10 protein-coding genes are annotated in these 21,094 nt (G+C 60.0%); 6 read left to right on the top strand and 4 right to left on the bottom strand.

Annotated features, from left to right (window positions below; genetic code table 11):
• The coding region (locus H1Y01_RS03215; protein ID WP_180538721.1) for a LysM peptidoglycan-binding domain-containing protein at window positions 1-187 on the top strand (187 nt) is incomplete at its 5' end.
• 10 nt (window positions 188-197) lie between these two features.
• Here H1Y01_RS03215 and H1Y01_RS03220 read toward each other — a convergent pair.
• Together H1Y01_RS03220 and H1Y01_RS03225 are read right to left on the bottom strand one after the other, a co-directional pair.
• Complete coding sequence (locus H1Y01_RS03220) at window positions 198-380, bottom strand: Rdx family protein (RefSeq protein WP_180538723.1); 183 nt, start codon at window positions 378-380, stop codon at window positions 198-200.
• A gap of 246 nt (window positions 381-626) precedes the next feature.
• Complete coding sequence (locus H1Y01_RS03225; RefSeq protein ID WP_180538725.1) at window positions 627-2,171, bottom strand: glycosyltransferase family 39 protein; 1,545 nt, start codon at window positions 2,169-2,171, stop codon at window positions 627-629.
• 62 nt (window positions 2,172-2,233) lie between these two features.
• Here H1Y01_RS03225 and H1Y01_RS03230 point away from each other — a divergent pair, with 62 nt between their 5' ends.
• Window positions 2,234-3,421, top strand: a complete 1,188-nt coding sequence (locus tag H1Y01_RS03230; RefSeq protein WP_180538727.1) for an acyltransferase family protein — start codon at window positions 2,234-2,236, stop codon at window positions 3,419-3,421.
• A complete protein-coding gene (locus H1Y01_RS03235; protein WP_180538729.1) occupies window positions 3,422-4,972 on the top strand; it encodes a hypothetical protein in 1,551 nt (516 codons plus the stop codon).
• Window positions 4,973-5,117: 145 nt separating this feature from the next.
• Here the strand turns inward: H1Y01_RS03235 and H1Y01_RS03240 are convergent, their stop codons facing one another.
• The gene (locus H1Y01_RS03240) at window positions 5,118-7,352 is read right to left on the bottom strand and encodes a GumC family protein (RefSeq protein ID WP_180538730.1); all 2,235 of its coding nucleotides are present in this window, start codon (window positions 7,350-7,352) and stop codon (window positions 5,118-5,120) included.
• A gap of 32 nt (window positions 7,353-7,384) precedes the next feature.
• Complete coding sequence (locus H1Y01_RS03245) at window positions 7,385-8,263, bottom strand: polysaccharide biosynthesis/export family protein (protein WP_180538732.1); 879 nt, start codon at window positions 8,261-8,263, stop codon at window positions 7,385-7,387.
• A 287-nt stretch (window positions 8,264-8,550) separates the two neighbouring features.
• Between H1Y01_RS03245 and H1Y01_RS03250 the strand changes: the two genes are divergently transcribed.
• The 3 genes from H1Y01_RS03250 (at window position 8,551) to H1Y01_RS03260 (ending at window position 21,038) form a co-directional block, all read left to right on the top strand.
• The gene (locus H1Y01_RS03250; RefSeq protein ID WP_180538734.1) at window positions 8,551-11,046 is read left to right on the top strand and encodes an FG-GAP-like repeat-containing protein; all 2,496 of its coding nucleotides are present in this window, start codon (window positions 8,551-8,553) and stop codon (window positions 11,044-11,046) included.
• A 111-nt stretch (window positions 11,047-11,157) separates the two neighbouring features.
• Window positions 11,158-14,865, top strand: coding sequence for an FG-GAP-like repeat-containing protein (locus H1Y01_RS03255; RefSeq protein ID WP_219341227.1), 3,708 nt, complete (start codon window positions 11,158-11,160; stop codon window positions 14,863-14,865).
• Window positions 14,866-15,053: 188 nt separating this feature from the next.
• The gene (locus tag H1Y01_RS03260; protein WP_180538737.1) at window positions 15,054-21,038 is read left to right on the top strand and encodes an FG-GAP-like repeat-containing protein; all 5,985 of its coding nucleotides are present in this window, start codon (window positions 15,054-15,056) and stop codon (window positions 21,036-21,038) included.
• Window positions 21,039-21,094: the final 56 nt, after the last annotated feature.

Below are 21,094 nucleotides of genomic sequence, written 5' to 3' on the forward strand. Positions count from 1 at the left end.
GCCCGCTCCCGATCCGTCGGTTAGAGAAGATACTTATACAGTCAAGCCGGGAGACAGCCTTTCTAAGATCAGCCAGGAATTTTACGGTCACCCGGGAGCCTATAAAAGAATCTTCGAGGCGAACCGGGACCAGTTGAGAGATCCGGACCACCTTCGCGCCGGTCAGACTCTGAAGATACCGTTATAGAGGCTTCACCTCACGCGCCGGCGAGTTCAGTGCGAACCAGATCCACAACCTCATCCGGTGCTGGAAGGTGCCCGCTTTTCTGCTTCGAGTAGATCTTGCGGCCGTTGACGATCACGTCCAGCGATCCTGGATTGCCTATCCGCAGCCGGGTCGGCACACCCAATTCAGCTTCGATACGGGTTTTGAGGCTCACGGCCTCAGCTTTGATATCGCCTCAAAAGAAACATCGTTTAATCTCAACGGTCATAGGCTCAGTATACACTCGCAAGTTACTTGTAGCCAAGAAACGGATACCGAGTAGGAACGGTGCATGTTGGGTGTCATTTTCAAGGGAGCTGTAGAGCCCACTCCGAGCCCGACCGAAAGGGAGGGTCCGCCAGGCCGCATAGATTCTTATGAGTTAGGCACGACCCTTCGGTTCGGCGGTTATGAATAGACGCTAAGGAATACTCACATCAAAGTAATAATCGTTTGGGCCTACGCGCTTCACCTCGCGCGCAACTCCTCCCATCTCGTTCACTTTATCTAACTCCCACGCGGGCAGCCACACGTCCGGCGTCGTACTGGACAGCAGCAGAAAGTGCGATCCCTTGTGAAAAAATTGATCCCGCTCGGCCACATTCACCGGCAGCCATCCGCGCTCCGCCAGCATGTTGAGATCGAGAGTATCGCTATCCATCGTTCGGAGCGAATCCTCTGGGCTGGTCACAAAATACAGCCGGTTCCTAAGTTCCGGATTGTAGTGCAGCATCGGTGTATAGAGCAGCGCCTGATCGATCACGATCGGTAGATCCGGTAACCCGCGGGCATCCACGATCGGGGGATTATGCGGGGTGGAACGCGCGCGCCGGTACTGCCAAACGCCGGTCGTAAAGACGGCGACTGCGATTAATACGAAACAAGCGAACCCCGCGGCCTGCCGGTTTCCGAACAGACGATCCGCGCCGAAAGCAAATAGCAGCACTCCGCCGATCACCACGGATTCCGTATACCTCGGGTTCATCGAATTCGAGAAACGACCTAAGATCACCTGGAACAGCGGAATCAGCCATAACCCGAAAACGGCGACACCCATGGAACCCACGCTCCGGTCTAGTGCAGACCCGGTAAATCCAAACTGCAGCCATAACGCAGCTAAGATCACCGATCCTAGTACGACGAGCGTTCCCATGGGATGCAGATATAACTGCAACGTCAGCGACGGCCGGTACGGATTCAGATTATGCGCGACATACCGATGGGTTGTCCGGATCAGAGGCAGATAAAGAAATACAATCGACATGCCGGCGAAGATAGCGATCCAGAACCGTACATCGATCCGGCGCCTGCGCCACGTCCGGTAGAGTTCGCCGAGCGCAAGCGGAAACGGGATCAATAGACCGAAGTAGTGCGCCGACGTTCCGGCCGCCGTGCTGCATAAGATCCCCGCCAGACACCACCATTGGTGCTGCCCGGCAATCATACGCTGCCAGCATAAGAGCGCGAACGCGGCGCAGAACATCACGATTGCATAAGATCGCGCTTCGGTAGCGTAATACTCCGAGCGGGTTAGCAGGAGCAGGAGCGCGGCCGCGAGTCCCCAAGCCGCATTCAGTTCCCGCCTCACGATAAAGAAGACGCTCAACAGCAATCCCAGGAACGCGGCGATGAAAGGCAGACGCGTGGCCAGTTCCGTTGGCCCGAGTATCTTCTGTGCTACGTGCGCGAGCACAAAGGAGAGCGGCGGATGCACCTCAATCCCCGCTTTCATCGCCTCCCACATTCGCCCTACCGGCAAAGCGGCGAGCGAGTAGGTGAACATCTCGTCGTACCACAGCGGCTTCAGGTGGCTCTGAACCGTCATCGCGACGAAATACACGACGCTGAAGGCGAGCAGAAGTACCCTCAAGTGGCGTTCGCAGAATGCGTCAAACCTTCGCGCCAGAGGCTCCAGATCGCGTCCCCTCCCGGCGTCCGTCGCCGCAGGTGTGAAGGTCTGATTCACATGCCCACTGTAGCCTATGTGCGAACTGGTCGAGCTATCATGTCGAGCTATCATTAGTTAGCGTGGCGAAGTCCATTTTCGATCGGGTTGTACCGCATCTCCAGCGCATCACGTCGGGGAACCGGTTTATCCCGCAAATCGATGGGCTCCGCTTCGTGGCGATCCTATCGGTCGTGTTGTTTCACATACACGGCTCGCTTGCATTCGGGGGCGGCGCGGTGAAATCGCCGTTCGGACAGCCGCTTGTTCAGATGCTGAGCACGCGCGGCGTTCAGCTATTCTTTGTAATCAGTGGCTTCATCCTGGGGATGCCGTTTGCCTCGGCTCGTCTCGGACTCGGCAAGCCAGTGCTTTTACGCGCCTACTTCCTCCGCAGACTAACCCGCCTCGAGCCGCCGTACATACTTAACATGCTGATCTGCACGGCGATCGGCGTGATTGCGTTCCATGCACCGCTGCTTCTGGTCTTGCCGCATCTTGGCGCTTCGCTACTCTACTCGCACCAGATCTTTTATGGCTCGCCGAGCGTCGTCAACTTAGCGGCCTGGTCGCTCGAAGTCGAGATTCAGTTCTACGTGCTGGCCCCGCTGCTGACCTATATGTTTGTGTTGAAGAGTCAGGTGATTCGTCGCGTCCTCCTCGCGATGCTGACGCTTCTCTTCGGCTTCCTGTCGAACCCGCTGTTCGGACATCCTGCGGAATGTAGCTTCCTCTATTACGGCGGATTCTTCCTGGCCGGTTTCCTGCTCTGCGACTTATATCTGGTGCGCGGCAGCGATTGGCTTCAGCGCTCCTGGAATTGGGACATCGTTGCGCTGTTGGCGTGGCCGCTTGTCTGGTATCCGGAGCAGCAGGTTGTCCACGTGCTCCTTCCGTTTCTGATCGTATTCCTCTATGTGGCCGCGTTTCGCGGTAAGTTTTGCGCCTGGCTCTTTTCGCGTCCGCTACTCACGGTAATTGGCGGGATGTGTTACACGATGTATCTGTTCCACTACTTCGCCATTTCGATCATCGGCCATTTCTCAAAACCCATCCACATCGGGAATAGTTTTGCTGCTTACTTTATTCTGCAATGTTTGTTTATCCTGCCCGGGGTCTTACTGATAACCACATTCTTCTACCTGACCGTAGAACGTCCCTGCATGGATCGGAACTGGCCGCGCAAGCTTGCCGCCTGGTGCAGAATCCACTGGGACCGGCTCTTCTCGCGCCGGAGTAGCGAGCCGGTTCCTGTATCCGCCGCGGATTAGATGACACGATTGCGGACTGCCGCTGTTCTAATCGGCCTCTTCCTGTTCTCCGTCGGCATTCGTCAGCCGCTGTTCAACCGGGAGTTCACCTATAGCTGGGAGTGGCTGTCCGCCCATACGCTGATGACCTCTCAGCTGTGGGCCGAAACCCCCTCCGCGGTCCATCATTACAACTTGCTCTATACGTTTCCGAACGCCACCGATAAATTCATCGACAACCTGTGGAACTCCGGTGTTGCGGATAAGTCAGGCAATTACTACTACGTGTCGATGCCGCACCTGGCGTTCCTGACCCCGTACGTCTTCCTACGAGCGTTCGAATCGCGCCCTGATCTTCGGGGCCTCGAGATCTTCGCGCTGGGAGTGCATCTGCTGGCTTGCTGGCTACTCTATATCCTGGTCCGCGAACTAACCCGAACCTATCAAGCGTCACAACTGGCGTCGATCAGCGCGTTCGCCGTGCTGCTATTCGCTCCCACAGCTCTATTCTTCTACCAGAATGCCGTCGTCGGAACCGTGCTGGTCATCCCTTACACCGTCGCCGCACTGATTACAAGCTGCTTTCTGCTGGGGGAGATCCGGTTACCTATCCCAAGAGCTGCCGGGTGGTCCCTTCTAGTCTTCGCCATGTTTCTAGGATGCATGACGGACTGGCAGGCGTACTTCACTGCCTTCAGCCTGATGGTTGTAGCCCTCTATCTCGCCATCCAACGCCGCCGAGACCGAAAGACCTGCTTCCTGATTGCCGTACTTTGCTGTGTCGCAGTAACCGCCGCATTAGTGACCATCATTGCCCAGGACTCCAGAATTAACGGCGCCCAGGCATTTTTCGCAACCATCTTCGGCCGGTTGCGCGTGCGGGCCGGATTCGATAGCAAAGAGGGTCTGGGGCTGACAACGTTCGCCTATTACCGCAGCATGGCCCGTTTCTACTCCGCGTACTTTCAGTTCCTCTGTCTTGGCATCGCCGCTCTCTGGATGGCCTGGCGAACGGATCGCGAAGCTACCGGGCGCATACTACGCAATTGCTCAACGCCGTTCGCCGTCGCCGCTCTCGCCGTCCTGATCGACCACCTGATTCTGGCGCACCACACCGCACAACAGAGCTTCACCACGCTGAACGGTTTAGTCCCGATCGCGATCGGGGCCGGAGCCGGCGTTACAGCCTACTTTGAAACCAGCGCGAATCGGCAGCAGGCCGCGCGCCGCATTGCGGTAGCACTGTCGCTATGCGTCCTGGTCTCCACGGCAGAATACTACTGGGCGTATTCCAACCGCCCGCATCCATTCCGGACAGCAGCCGACGCGATCAATGCGGTAGTTCGGCCAGCGGACGGATTGTTTGCCATTGGGGACTCCGGATTCCAGCCGGATAACTCCGCCATGATCCCGCAGCTGCTGATCTATGTGCGACGCAATATCCGCGCGGTGAACAGCGTAAGCGAAGCCGAGCGAATCGCGGCAGCGAACGCAATGCCGCGGGCGGTAGTGTTCTACATTACCAGCGACTACCACGTGACAAGAGTAGAAGCGATCGACATTGGGCACTAAGAGGTCGTGGTAGTGACCGCTCCGTTACCGTCGCGGCTCAGTAACTTAGTGAGAATGCGTAACTTAGTGAGAATGCGTAACGTAGTTAGAATGCGTAACGTAGTGAGTCTACAGAGCCGCGCGCGTGAGCAAGCGGTTTTCTAACTTAGCCTTTACGGTCAGCCTGGTAATAGTAAGTCGACGAATACTTCCCGTATCCGTAATATTCGTAGTTCTCGGACATATGCTTGGTGACCTTATTGAGCACGACCCCGAGAATATTCACCCGCAGGCGAGTCAGCCGCCCGATCACCGAAGCCACGGCCTTGCGCGTAGTTTCTCCGGCGACACTGACGATGACCACGCCATCCACCATCGTCGCCATCTGCAGCGGCTCGGCGAAGTTCATGAGCGGCGAAGAATCGATAATCACGAGCGAGTACTCGCGCACGGCCTCTTCCAATAAATCCTCGATACTCGACCCGGCAAGCTCCAACGCCCGGTGCGAAGGCGGTCCCGAAGTGAGCAGATCCAGGTTCGGCACGCGCTGGATCGGCGTAATCGCTTTGCGCCACGGGATCTCACCCAACACTACATTGGAAAGACCGACGGGACTGTTCACCCCGAAGAACCGGTCCATGCTGGGACGCCGCAAATCGCCGTCGATCAGCAAGGTCTTCTTGCCTTGTTGCGCGCTGGTCGTTGCCAGCAACGCTGAAGTGGTCGACTTACCGTCCCGCGGAGAAATACTCGTGATCAGAATACTGCGAATCCGCCGGTCCGGATCGCTCAACAAAATCGAGCTGTGGAGCACGCGAATCGATTCCTCAAGGAGCTTCGTTCCGGGCGAATCCGCGGCTCGCACCAACTCTGTTGACGTCTCGCCTTCCGCCACCGGACCGAACCGGAATTTCCAGTCGCGCGACATCGGCAGGCTACCCACCAGATTCGTCCGCAGCTCGCGAGTCACCTGCTCCGGATCGCTCAACGTTGCATCCAGCGAGTCGGCCAGCACAGCTCCACCAATGGCCAGTAAGGTAGAGAAGAGGAAAGCCATCATCACGTTCATCGGGATGTTCGGCGAAACAGGGCCGCCGCCGGGCAGCGCCGGATCGGCGAGTCTTACCGTCCGATTTTGGAAACCCTGATTGATGCTGGCTTCCTTGATCTTAGTGACTAACTCTTCGTATAGCTTGTTATCCGCGTCCGCTTCGCCCTTCAGGCTTTGGTACTTGGCCGATTTCTCGTTCAACGAATCGTATTCCGCCTTTACTTCCGCGACGGTCTGGCGGAGCATGTTCTCGCGATTCACCGCGTCTCGATACTCAATATTCGTGCGCCGTGGAACCGCCTTTTGAGCGGCTTCAAACTCTATCTGAAGCTCTTTGACGAGCGCGGCCTCCTTCGCGTACTCAGGATGGTTCGGCCCGTACTCCTGCTTGATTAAAGCGAATTTCTGATTGGCGTCGTTCAACTGATCGGCCAGCTTCTTAACCGTGTCGCCCTGACCCGAAACCGTAGCGGCGTCCAGCGAACCGCCTTCCGTGGATTGCGACGCGGCTTCCTTCTTGATGCGATCGGCCTGAGCCGCCGTTAATTCCGTGTTCAGCTCCAGCAGGCGCTGCGAAAGAATATTGGTTTTCTGTTCCGGGTTGATGACGTTCAGCTCTTTCTCAAACCCGGCCAGCTTCATCTGCGACTGTTCGCGCTTGGCTCGTAACTCGTCGAGCTGCTGCTCCATAAATTTAGAAACAGTGTTGGTCGACTTAGCGCGTATCTCGTAAGCGTGCAGTAGATAGGAATCCGCGATCGCATTCGCCACATCGGCCGATATCTGCGGGGTTGGAGAACGATAGCTGATGGTAATCAGGTAAGTGTTGATCGGGCGGCCGACACTTAGATAAGCCAGCCCCACCGGTCCGGGCCCCGGCTTGATAATGCCCGTAGCCGCCGGATGCCTCCAATGCATGTGCATCGAATCTTCCACTTGGATCAGGTTGTATTTCTCAACCACCGGCCGCAGAACGGAATCGGACCGGATTAACTCGATCTGCGTGGCAATGAACTGGTCGGCGTCGCCGGGCGCGCCGCCCTGATGTGATTCGTCGCCGACAACGCCGGTCGGTACTTCGCGATCGACATCGAGGGTTGCCGTCGCCTGATACTGCGGGCGCATGCGCGAAGATACGATAAAGGCCGCTACCGTGCACACAACGACGAAACTCAGCATGTGCCACCGGTACCGCCGCAGTACCCACAAGTAGTGAGCGACGGGAATGGTGTTTTCGGGGCCGCCCTCGCCGCTGTTAAGAGCACGCGGATTGGCTTGTAATTGGTAGGCCGCCAGCGCTCGCGTGAGTAAGTCGCCCGCCGGCACAAGTGCTTCAGATTCGGGTTTCAATCGAGGGTTGCCTAATTCCATGCCTGCTCCGATTAATGTCTGAAAATGAGTAGGCCGGACATCGTTCCGATACCGAACCCGGTTGCAATCTGAATGATGTTGGAAACGTTCCGCTTACTCTTACTATCCGGGACGTAGAGAATGTCATTCGGCTGCAGCGGAATATCCGGCGATTTTCGCTCCAGAATCTTCGTTAGCGGGACCTCGACCTGGCCGCCTTTCGGATTATCCGATGTACGCGAGATATAAGCATTCGTGCTGCTGAACGGCATCAGCTCGGCCTGCGCCACCACCTTCAGCACGGTCATGTCGCCGGGATCTCTCACCGGGAACGGGCCGGGCCTCTTGACGTTTCCGATCACCCAAACTTTGCCCGCCTCGGGAACGCGCACTTCTTCACCGCCGCTGAGCCGGATATTCAGGTTCTCATCGGCCTGATCCACCAGTTGCCTGCGCGAGAAGCGCTGCACCAGTTCCGGACCGCCCGCCGGGTTAGGCGTGGAAACCAGAATATCCGGCCCGGCTGCATCGGTCACACCCTCCGCCGCCGTGATCGCGTCCAGCAGGTGGATGTTCCCGGTGTCCTGAAAAGTCACCGGCTTTTTCACCGCTCCGACCACGCGAATCGGGCGGCTGCGATATTCCGAAATCGTCACGCTGACGATCGGGCGGACCAAAATTCCCTGGTCCTTGAGAGCTGTCGTAATTTCCTGCTCGAGTTCCGGCGGATACAGACCCGCGGCGTGGATAGGTTCGTTCAACAGCGGCAGACGGAGCGTTCCATCCTCGGAAATGCGCACCGTCCGGGTCAGCTCGGGAGAATCATAAACCTGGATGGAAACCAGATCGTTCAGGCCGACCTTTTGAATCGGCAAATTGCCGGTGGAGGGATTGATGTCGGCGTTCTTCACTTGCGCAGGGGCGGAAACCCCAACTGTTAACAGTAGAGCTACCACTGCCGAAAGCCGGGCTATCGAGGAGGATATCGAAACCGTTTTAAATGCCATCGCTCTCATGAATTCAATAATTTCCGAGGACATCCTCTATGTTCTCATGCTGCCGCTCGACCCCGTTGGGAGTTATGTAACTTTTCGGCCCGTCGAAACGCGAAACCGTGTCATTGAGATTTTTCCGGTGAGAGCGAACTGTCTTATTCACCGGGAACAGTATGGTATCGCACACAGCTCGACGTCGAGCTTTGCTTCACGCGCTGGTTTTGACGCTCGGTGTCACGACCCTGCACGCGACGACCCTCACCCTCACCGCAACACCCACGCCCGTCCTCACGGGCCAACCCGTGACTCTCACGGCGGCGGTCAATCCTTCAAGCGCGACCGGAACCGTGACGTACTACCGTCAGTTGCTCCCGATCGCGACCGAGCCCGTAATTGCCGGTCAAGCGGTGTTTACGACTCCGCTCCTACCGTGGGGAGTGAATACGATCTTCGCGAGATACAGCGGCGATCTTAAGGGCGACGCGCCCGCGGGGTCGGCATTCGTCACAGTAACCGTGGTTTCCGCGCCTTCCGCCGGATTCTCTCCCGCTGCCGCGTTCCCCACCGATGTGTCTCCCGAAGCCCTCGCGATCGGCGACTTGAACGGCGATGGCATTGAGGATATCGTCACTGCGAACGGTGCGGGTACGATATCGATCCTCCTCGGTACGGGTGGCGGCAACTTTGCGCCGCCCGTCAACATGGCCGCCGGCACAGATCCGGTGGCGGTCGCTATTGCTGATTTCAATGGCGACGGAATCCCGGACATTGCCGTTGCCGCTTACGATTACGCCGCGCCGAGCGATGGCGCGGTCTTCATCCTGCTCGGCGCCGGCAACGGGATGTTCGCGGCGCCCATGGAGTTTCCGGCCGGGAACGGTCCGAGCGCGCTGGTCACCGCCGATTGGAACGGCGACGGCATCGTCGACCTTGCAATCGCCAACTTCGATGACGATACGGTGTCGATCCTCTTAGGTCGAGGCAATGGCGCCTTCACCGCTTTACCCGCGATCCCCGTCGGCTCCGCGCCGCTCGCCCTCGCTGCCGGTGACTACAACGGGGACTATCGAATGGACCTTGCCGTGGCGAATTCGGCCGATAATACCGTTTCCGTTCTGCTCGGAGTCGGCACCGGCGGTTTCACGGCCTATCAGCTCTTGGCTACCGGCGCTAGCCCATCGGGAATCGTAGCCGCCGACATCAACGCGGACGGCAAGCTCGATTTGGCCGTCGCCGATTTCGGCGAGTTCCCCTACGGATTCAATCCCGGCGTGAGCGTCTTCCTCGGAAATGGGAACGGAACGTTCAGCGGCGCGAAACCCGCGGCCTCGGGTCCCGGCACGATCGCGATTGCAGCCGGCGACTTCAACGGGGACGGCAAGCTCGATCTGGCTGTCGCCGCCGACGATGGCCTCGAATTACTGGCCGGAAACGGCGACGGCACTTTCCAGCCCCCGGTCTCATCCCCTGCCGGAAGTTCACCGATGGCCCTCGCCATTGGCCAATTCGATGGAACCGGCGTTACCGACGCCGCGATCGCCAGTACCCAAGACGACGCGGTCTTCGTTCTGAGCGGCACTCCCGGCGCCTGTCAGTTCTGGCTGTCTCCACCGGCTTTTCTGTTCGACGCGAACGGGGGACCGGAAGCCCTGACCCTTTCGACGAATAGCCCTGGGTGCGCCTGGACCGCCTCCGCGCCTTCGTGGATCTCCGCCCCGCTTTCCGGCCTCGGAGGCGGAACGCTGAACGCGCAGGTTCCGGTCAACGCCACCGGCGCCCCGCTCCAGGGCTCCTTCACGATCGGCGCCGCTTCCGTCGCCACCACCGAAGACGCGACGGTCCAACAGTTCGCCGATGTCACATTACCGGACTATTTCTTTGATGCCGTCAACCTGCTCAAGTATAAGAACATCACCAATGGATGCGGGCCCGATCTCTTCTGCCCCGATACGAATATCACGCGCGCCCAGATGGCGATCTTCATTGTTCGCGCAGTCATGGGCGGCGATGATTTTACGCTGCTTCAGCAGACGCCGTACTTCGCGGACGTCCCCGCGGGCAGTTTCGGCTTCCAGTGGATTCAGAAAATGTTCGAGCTGGGGATCACCGGCGGGTGCACCGCGACCGATTTCTGCCCCAATGAGTCCCTCACCCGCGCTCAAATGGCCATCTTCATCGTCCGCGCGCGCTACGGAACAACCACCGCATTCGACATCCCGGCAACGCCCTATTTCAGCGATGTGAGTCCCACGACGTTCGGCTACACGTGGATTCAGCGCATGCGTTTCGACAACATCACCACCGGCTGCGGAATCGGTCTGTTCTGTCCCACGAATCCCGTGACGCGCGGCCAAATGGCTGTGTTTCTGATGCGCGGGCTATTCGATCAGCTGCTGCCCGCCGGAACGCCGTTGATCTCGGAAATCTCTCCCTCTTCCGCGCAGCCGGGACAGACGACGACCGTTACCATCACAGGCGTGAACACCAACTTCGCCGCGGGCGCTACCGTAATCAACACGGTGTCGGGAATTACCGCCACGAACCTCTCCGTGCAGAGCGCCACCTCGCTAACGGTCGACCTCACGATCGATCCGACCGCTCCGGCAGATCCGATCTCGATCTATGTCTCGACAAACGGCTCAACAACTCAGGAAGCGGTTCTGCCAAACGGGTTGGTTATCGAAGTTCCCGCCCAGTAAGTACCAATTCACGCGAAAGCGGACGAAAAATTACAACGCAAACGGATTAATCGTTTCAACCTGAAGCGAGGCTGTAACCTAAGCAAGAGCTTCGTGCTTGGGCGAATCCATATGATGCGTTGTCGAATCCTGACTCTTTTTTCGGTTTTATTCTGCTTTTTTGCAAATGCCTTTGCCGGCACGGCTACTCCGATAACCGCGCCGCGTGTTGTCGCGATCGCCACGTCACCCCGCGCCGTTGCAGTTGGCGACGTGAACGCGGATGGTACGCCGGACATCGTGGTCGCGGGCGCGCAAGGCCAGGTGCAGGTCGTGTTGCATCATGCCGACGAGAGCTTCCAGACGGCCGCGATTTACCAGATTCATGACGGTTTGACCGCTGTCGCCGTTCTGCCCGCCTCCGCGAGCATGAAAGCCGGTATCGCGCTGGCATCGTCCACTGGAAAGCTTTACTTTCTCACCGGAAACGGCGACGGCACATTCGGCGATCCATCAAGCCCGGTCGCGGTGTCTTCCAGCCTGATCTCTATCGCCCTGGGCGATGCCAACGCTCTGGGGCACTCGCGCGTGGTTGCGCTCGATGCGGCAGGGATCGCTTTTCTGGTTGACCCCGATACACGGGCATCCAGCGCGGTCGCAAGCGTCCCCGGCGCCACCCGGATCGTCACCGCGGATTTCGATCAGGATGGTTTCCTCGACATCGCGTTCGCTTCTCCTGCCGGCGTTTCCGTGGCATTTGGGAAGGGCAATGGAGCCTTTGTAGCACCGGTCCTGATTTCCGGTACTGCGCCAGTGGTATCAATCGCCGCCTGCGATTTGGACGGGCTCGGAGTCCAGAGCCTTATCGCATCCGACGTCCACGGGACGTTGACTTTCCTGACCCCGTCCAAGCGCGTATTCCAGACGATCGCCCAACTGACGACGGAAACGTCGGAGTTCGCCGCAGCCGATCTCGATCACGATGGCAAAGCCGACCTGGCCGTGTCCAGCCCGGTCACTCACGAGATCACTTTCTATCACGGGCTGGGTCGCGGCCAATTCGCAAGCGCTCAGGTGTTCGGGGCCGGGTCGCCGATGTCCGGTCTGGCGGCAACCGGCGGTATGGCTGGGCTGATCAGCGATCGATCCGGTGTGATCGCGGTCATTTCCACGGAAACGCCGGTAGTCGCCACGAGCCCGGCCGCGAGCCCGGTGGTCACGGCGGGTAGTTCTTCGTCGAGTAGCTCGGGAAGCGGCTCGAAAGCCAAGGGCAACGCAGCGCCGGCCGGTGCGAGCACGGTAACTCTCAGCGCCACGCCCAACCCCGTCTCGTACGGACACGCGACAACGTTCACGGCCACGGTATCGCCCCTGACGGCAACCGGCAAAGTCACGTTCTACGACAGCTACACCGTAATCGGCATCGCGTCCCTGGCGAGCGGTGTCGCAAGTTTAGGTACCGTCTCGCTCCAACCGGGCGCGCGCAGTATCACTGCCCGCTACGACGGCGATGCGAACGATCTGGGCAGTGTGTCCGCGCCTTACATCGAAACCGTCACCGATATCGCGGCGCTCGGCTTTGCGTCCCCACAATACATTTCGCCTGGACCTGAGCCCAGCACCGTCGTCACCGGCGACTTCAATAACGACGGCCATCCGGACATCGTCGCTCTGACCACTGACCCCTCCAGTGGCGCGGGTACCGCCGCATTCATCGCGGGAACCGGATACGGAACCTTCGGCGCTCCCGCGGCTTTCAACGCCAATCAGACGCCCTATGGCGCCGTTGTGGCGGATTTCAACGGGGATGGCAACCCGGATCTTGGCATCACCGCCGGCGTCAACTCGAACGGGGCCATTATTCCGGTTTTCGAAGTGCTTTTGGGGAATGGGAACGGCACGTTTCAAGCGCCATTAACGAACACCGTTCCTTACAATCCTGCAACCCCGCCCGTTCCGCCCGATGGTGTAGCGGCCGGGGATTTCAACCGCGACGGCATCGTGGATGTGGTAACCGCGAACGACCTCGATAACAGCATCACGGTGTTCATCGGGAACGGCAACGGTACGTTCCAAGCCGGTGTTACCTATCCGGTCTGCACTAACTGCACGGCGGCGACCCCCACGGGTCAGAATCCCGTGGCGGTGGCTGTTTCCGATTTCAACCGCGACGGGATACCGGACTTGGCGGTGGCGAATTCGAACGACGGCACGGTCACGATTTTCCTGGGGACCGGAACCGGCTATTTCACGATGCAAACACCGTTCTCGGTGAGCACGTCGTCGCAAGCGACTGCGATTCCGCAGGACATCGCGGCCTTTGACACCAACGGCGATGGCATTCCGGATCTGGTCATAACCGACGCCGCGAACGCCGTTGTGATCGTGCTGACGGGTCTGGGCAACGGCGCCTTCGGAACTCCCGCCACCTACCCGGTCGGAAATACGCCCGAGGGTCTGGCGACCGGCGATTTCAACGGTGACCTCGTCACGGACGTGGTAGTCGCCAACAGCAGTGACAACACGTACTCCGTTCTTCTGGGAAGTAAGACCGGAGGGTTTACCACCGGCTCAACAATCGGCGGATGCGTCGGAACCTGCTACTGGCTCGATCCCGCAGTGGGCGATTTCAATGGCGACAGCATCTCGGATATCGTGATGGCCGATGCCGGCGATTTAGAAACAACGCTGCCGGATCCGTATCCCGGACTCGTGGATGTTTTTCTGGGCGAGGGGTGCTCGTTCAACGTGAACCCCAACGTGATCGCTTTCGATAATCAGGGCGGGGTCCAGCAGGTATCGATCAGCGCGTCGTCTCCCAATTGCACGTGGACCGCTTCGTCCCCGGTGCCTTGGGTTACGGTGACTCCCTCGGTTGGCGTTGCGAATCAAACGCCTCTAACCGTGATTGTTCAGCCGAATACCAGCGGCGCGGAACTGACCACAACCATCACCATCGCGGGTCAATCGGTCCCGGTCACTTCCTGGTCGACAGAGACCGTCTTTCAGGATGTCCCGCCCAGCAACGCCTTCTTCGACGCGATCAATCTCTTTTATCAAAAGGGAATTACTTCAGGCTGTTCCGCCAACCCGCTGGATTTCTGCCCGACAGCGGATGTCACGCGCGCCGAAATGGCCGTGTTCATCGTCCGCGCGGTTTACGGCGGCGACAATTTCACGTTGAACCAGAGCACCCCGTATTTCATCGATGTGCCGGAGGGCTCTTTCGGCTACCCGTGGATTCAGAAAATGTATGAGCTGGGAATCACTTTGGGTTGCGCTCCGCAGTACTTCTGTCCGACCGCCCCGGTGACCCGCGACGAGATGGCGGTCTTCATCACGCGCATGCGTTTCGAACAAACGCCTTTCACCTATCCGAGCACGCCCTACTTCACCGACGTGCCGACAACCGACCCGGACTTCCCGTATGTCCAGCGGCTTGCGTATGACCAGATCACGAACGGCTGCCAGACGAATCTTTACTGTCCTACGGAGGATGTGCTTCGCGAGCAGATGGCCCCCTTTATTCTGAGGGGCGCGTTTAACGAGCTGCTGCCCGCCGGAACGCCCGTGATCACTGCCATCGCCCCGAACACGCTGGCCGTGGGGGGAACGGGGACCTTTACGATTACCGGGCTCAACACGACCTTTCAAGCCGAGGTAACGGACTTTGTGCCTCCGCCCGGAATTACCATCAATTCGCTCACCGTGAATTCGCCGACGTCGCTTACGCTATCGCTCACCGCGGCCCCATCCGGCGTGGCCGTGCAGCCCGAGCCGGTCTATATCCAAACCGGAACACAGCAAGCAGTCTTGCCCAATAGCTTGATTATTCAGTGAAATAAAGGGAAAATCAGCTACGCTGGCTGTTGCCGCTCAGCGAACTGATACTGTATTTGGAATCGTAACCATTTGCTTGCGCAGTTGCGCAAGGCGTTGCAGCACAATACCTTGGAAGATACCGTTTCATGGCGAAGTTGGTTCCGCGAGGTGCGCGGCCGGCTTCGACCTCTAAGCCCGGGAATTGAATGACTCGAATCACGACAGCCGCCGTAGTTACGCTCTTTTCTCTCGCCGCCTTGCGGCTCGACGCCGCGCGTATCCAGACCGAAACCTTTCTTTCGCCGTCATCCACAAACCCGGCGTTCGGAAGTGCACTCCTGCTCAGCGCCACGGTGGTGGATACGCAAGGCGACGCTGTAATCTCCACGGGAGGCGTCACGTTCTACGATGGCGTCAATATCCTGGGCAGTATTGCGGTCGACAGAGGTGAGGCGGATCTGGTGGTTCGCAATCTTCCCCCCGGGGTTCGCGTGTTGAGCGCCCGGTATACGGGAACTTCGACGTACGCCCCGAGTGTGTCTCACGCTCAGGACATCACCGTCGCGGCGGGGGTCGGCGGCGCGTTCGTCAACTCATCGAATCCGGCTACGGGCACCACGCCACAATCGATCGCTTATGGCGACTTCAATAGGGACGGGATCACCGACCTGGTGACAGCCAACGCCGGCTCGAATAACGTCAGTGTCTTTATAGGCGTCGGGGATGGCACTTTCGCCGCCGCGGTGAATTATCCGGCAGGGAGCGGCGCTTCGTCGGTCGTGGCCGTCGATTTTAATCTGGACGGCCTTCTCGACCTGGTGGTCACCGACCAGTCCGCCGGCACTCTTTCGGTACTGACCGGCAACGCCGACGGCACTTTCAACACGGCCTACACGGTGACTACGGTCAACAATCCGAACTCGATCGTGGTGGCGGATTTCAATGGCGACGGCCTGCCTGACGTGGTCGTCGGTTCGGCGACCAGCGACGAGATTGCGGTTCAGCTGAATACGGGCGCGCCCGGGTTGTTCGGGACCCCGGTGACGACCGCAATCGGCGGATTGCCGGTCGCTTTGACAGTCGCCGATTTCAATGGGGATGGACTGGCGGATGTCGCGGTGGTCGACGTCGTCGGCGGTACGAACTACTTTGTGTCCGTCCTACTCGGTACGGGGACCGGTACGTTTGGGACGCCGGCTACTTACGCGCTTCCGGCCGGAGCGGACGCCGTTGCCTCGGGTGATTTCAACAAAGACGGCGCTGCGGATTTAGCGGTTGCGAACGGTTCCAGCAACTCCGTTAGCATCTTGCTCAATACGGGCTCCGGTACCTTCGGCGCCGCCGTGAATTACCCCGCGGGAACCGGCCCGAGCGCGCTGGTCGTCAGCGACTTCAACGGCGATGGAAATCTGGATCTCGCCGTGACCGATTCAGGCGGGACAAATATCTCCATACTCACGGGCGCCGGCAATGGAACTTTCGGAGCGCCGACCTCCGTTGCCGTCGGCACGGGGCCAAGTTCGATGGTCGCGCTGAATCTCAATGGTGACGATCTCGTCGACCTTGCCGTCGCAAATGCGGGTTCCAACACGGTCTCGGTTCTGCTGGGCTCGACGCCGACAACCACTACCCTGACGGCTTCGCCGAACCCAGGCGCCGTGGGAGCCTCAGTCACGCTGACGGCAACGGTAACTCCGTCAACGGCAACCGGGACCGTCACGTTTTCCTATAACGGCGGTTCGCTCGGGTCATCCCCAGTGACAGCGGGCGTCGCAACCCTGAACGTCACGACCCTGCCGGCCGGGTCCGACTCGATCACCGCGACCTATACCGGAGACGATGGGACCAGCACGTCCGCTCCGTATGTCGAAGTCATCGGTGCGGGTAGTTCACTGGTCGTGAATGCGGCTCCCTCACCGGCGACTTACGGATCGGCAGTGACACTGACGGGGGTCGTTGCGAATGGCGGAACGGGCACGGTTACTTTCTATAACGGCACGATGGTTATCGGCTCCGCAACGGTGGTCAGCGGCACCGCCGCGCTCACCACAACCCAGCTTCCCGCCGGCACACTTGCGATCTCAGGCCACTACAGCGGCGACGTGAACCACACGCCGGCGACTTCAGCGGTCATCAGCCTGGCGGTGAATGCCGCGGTGGGCGGAGGTTTCCCCGCGACGCCACCGACGGCAGCGGTTGGCCAATCTCCCGACGCCGTTGTTACTACCGATTTCAATAACGACGGACTGACCGATCTTGCGGTCGCGAATTTCGGCGGCAACAGCGTTTCGATTCTTCCGGGCACCGGCAACGGAACCTTCGGCGCGGCTTCAACCGTCGCGGTTGGGACACAACCCGTCGCCCTCGCCTACGCCGACTTCAACCTGGACGGCAATCAGGATCTGGTCGCCGTCAACTATGGCAGCAACAACGTCACGATTCTGCTCGGAAACGGCAACGGAACCTTCCAGCCGGGGATCACGATTGCGACGGGCAGCGGCCCGTCCGGCGTAGTCACGGGCGATTTTAATGGCGACGGCATTCCGGACTTCGCGGTTGCGCTCAACAATGCCGGCCAGATCGAGATCTTCCTGGGCGTTGGTAACGGCACGTTCCAGGTCCCAACTCTGATCCCGGCCGGCGATGGACTGCGCGGCATCGTCACCGGCGATTTCAACGGCGATGGCAGGTCCGATCTCGCGGTAACCAACGGCAGCGGCGTTTATGTGCTCCTAGGCAATGGCAACGGCACTTTCGGCGCGGCGGTAAACTTCCCGACCGGCGCGGGCGCCGATGCGCTCGCGGCGGCCGACCTGAACGGCGATGGCAAGACCGACCTGATCGTCGTCAACGAGAACGTCAACACGATGACCGTTCTTCTCAGCATCGGTTCCGGCCAGTTCGCACCCCCGGTGAGTTATGCCACCGGCGTCTTCCCGCAAGGGGTGGTGGTCTCCGATTTCAACGGCGATGGGAAACTCGACGCCGCCACGATCAACTCGACGAGCAGCACGGTCAGCCTCTTCTACGGCAATGGCGACGGCACGTTCCAGCCCGCGGTCTCCTACAGCGCCGGAACGGACCCTTATGCAATCGCCGCCGGCTCGTTCACCACATTGGGACGCGTCGATCTGGTGGTCACGCAATATCAAGCCGGTTCGGTCGGCGTGCTGCTCGCGCTGCAAGCGGCGACGGTGACCATGACGGCTTCGCCCAACCCGGATACCACCGGCGCCCCGGTGACATTGACGGCGACCGTTGTGCCGTCGATCGCGACCGGCACGGTGACCTTCTTCGACGGTTCCACCAATCTGGGTTCGGCGCCGATTAGCAGCGGCGTGGCGACACTCACCCCGGTGACGCTGGCAACCGGAAACCAGAACCTGACCGCCGACTATAGCGGCGACAGCACATTCGGCGCCAGCGTATCGCCGGTAGTTGTCGAAAGCGTCGGCCAGACGCCCACGACGACCACGCTTGCGGTCAGTCCCAACGCGGCGATTCTGGGTCAGCCCGTGACTCTGACCGCGACGGTAAGCGGCACAAATGTGATCGGATTCGTGACGTTCTATAACGGAGCTGCCGTGCTTGGTCAGTCGACCGTTGCGAGTGGAGTAGCCACGCTCACCACGACGCTGCTCCCGGCGGGAATTCTTCCCCTGACCGCGCGCTTCGATGGCGACGGCCTCCTGGCATCGAGCTTGTCCGCGCCAATGCCGGTCACGATTACCCCGAACATAGGCTTTTCGCTCACCGCTCCCACGGTGGTTCCCGCCGGCACGAATCCCATATGGCTCGTCGTATCCGATTTCAACGGCGACGGGAAGTTGGATATCGCGTCCCTCAGCGCGGGGGGAGTTACGATCCTCACCGGGAACGGCAACGGAACCTTTACGACCGGCGCCACCACGGCGGCCGGAAACACGCCTTCGCAGATGGTTGCCGCTGACTTCAACGGCGACGGGAAGATGGACGTGGCCGTCACCGATTATCAAACCGGCGCCGTCAGCGTTCTACTCAACAACGGCGCGGGCGGTTTCAATCCGGCGGTTCAATATACGGTCGGGCCCACCCCCGGCGCGCTAACCGCGGGCGATTTCAATAACGACGGGATTGTCGACCTGGCCGTCACGGCTTCGGGCAACTTGTACGTTCTTCTCGGTAACGGCGACGGCACGTTCGGGGCTGCTACCGCAACCGTGGTCGGCGGCCTGGACATCGGCGTTGCCGCGGGCGACTTCAACGGCGACGGAAATACGGATTTAGCGGTGCTCGACGGCTCCGGTAATCAGGTCTGGATTTTGCTGGGCAACGGCGCCGGCGGATTTACGCTGAATAGCAGCTTTGCCGTGGGGACCAATCCATCCGTGCTCGCGGTCGGCGATCTCAATCGCGACGGAAAGCTGGATATCGCGGTCTCGAACGGCGGCAGCCCGAACGTTTCCGTGCTGCTTGGCAACGGCAACGGAACCTTCCAGCCGCAAACGCAATTCGCCACCGGATCTAACAATGCGGGTCTCGCGATCGGAGACCTGAACGGTGACGGCATTCCCGATCTTGCGGTAAGCACGGCGACGGGCGCGGTAGTCATTCTGATCGGTTCCGGCACGGGCTCTTTTGCAGCTCCAGCCGTGTTCCCCCTGGGCGGCGCGCTGGGTCAGTTGGGTCTCGGCAACTTCAACGGGGATGGAGCCGAGCAGGTCGCGGTAGCCAACTATTCCGGCAACGCCGTTGACGTCCTCTTGGACGGCCCGGCTACGCTTCAAATCGTCGGTGGCAATTCCCAGACCGCCACGGCCGGCGTAACGTTCGCCGCGCCGCTTCAAGTCTCCGCGCTGGGGTACGGTCAGCCCACGCCCGGCGTTGCCGTAACCTTTGCTGCGCCGACAACCGGCGCATCCGGAGTCTTCGGCAGCAGCGGTTCTTCGGGTATCTTCGCCACCGGCTCGAACGGCGTCGTAACCACGCCCTCGTTTACAGCCAACAGCATCGCCGGAAGCTATACGGTCACGGCGAGCGTCGGCACATCGGTGGTCGATTTCACTTTGACCAACGGAGCCGCGACCTGCACCTTCACGGTGACCCCGGCGTCTGGAGTGACGCCGGTTGGTTTTGTATCGACAGGTGGAACGGCCGTCATCAACGTCGTCGCCAGCGCGCCCACCTGCGCGTGGAGCGCAACCTCCGAAGCCAGCTGGATCACGCTCTCCTCGAGTGGAGGAACCGGAAACGGCTCGGTCACCGTAAGCGCCGGCGCGAATAACACCGGCGCCGATCTTACCAGCGCCGTCCTGATCGCGGGTCAAAGTATCCCCGTAGTCGAGGACATCACGGCGACTCAAGTCTTTGCCGACGTCCCCCCGGGCTCGTTCGGCTTCGACGCCATCAATCTGTTCTATGACGACGGCGTCACTTCCGGATGCGCGGCCAGCCCGCTCATCTACTGCCCCAACGATTCGGTCACCCGCGCGGAGATGGCGATCTTTATCGTCAGATCCGTGTTTAAGGGCAATTCGTTCATTCCCCCGCCCACGCAGATCTTCTCGGATGTGCCACCCGGCTCGTTCGGCTACGCCGAGATTCAGGAAATGTCGGCGCTCGGTTTGACCGCCGGCTGCGGTGCCGGCATCTTCTGCCCCGATGAATACGTCACCCGCGAGCAGATGGCCGTATTCATCACGCTGATGCGCTACGGTCCGGTGTTCGATTATCAGGCCTCGCCCGCGATATTCCAGGACGTGCCGCCTACCTATCAGGGGTATGCGGAAATCCAGCGGCTGGCGCAGGACGGAATCACGACCGGCTGCTCGGCTACGGAATTCTGCCCGACCGCCGACGTCACCAGGGCCCAAATGGCCATCTTCCTGGTGCGCGGAGCCTTTAATCAACTCACGCTGCCGGGCCTTCCGTACATCAGCACGATCTCGCCGTCTTCATTCGTTGCCGGCGCTCAAGCTGTCACGGTGACGGTGACGGGAGTCAACACCAGCTTCGTGCAAGGCAGCACCGCGCTCGGTCCGGTGACGGGAGTCACGTTCTCCAATGTCACCGTGACCAGCCCGACTACGCTAACCGTTGATGTGGCGGTATCGAGCACGATCGTCGTTCAGCCCTATCCGTTCCTGGTCATTACAGGGACGCAGGAGGCGCTATTGCCCGACGGCCTGGTCGTGACTCCGCCTGCGCCTTAGGAAAAACGGTGGGAACTCCGCTAAGAGTTCCCACCGCAGACCCGAGTCGGCGCGGT

The sequence above is a fragment of the Nevskia soli genome (assembly GCF_903970205.1).
Lineage (GTDB): Bacteria > Acidobacteriota > Terriglobia > Bryobacterales > Bryobacteraceae > Bog-113.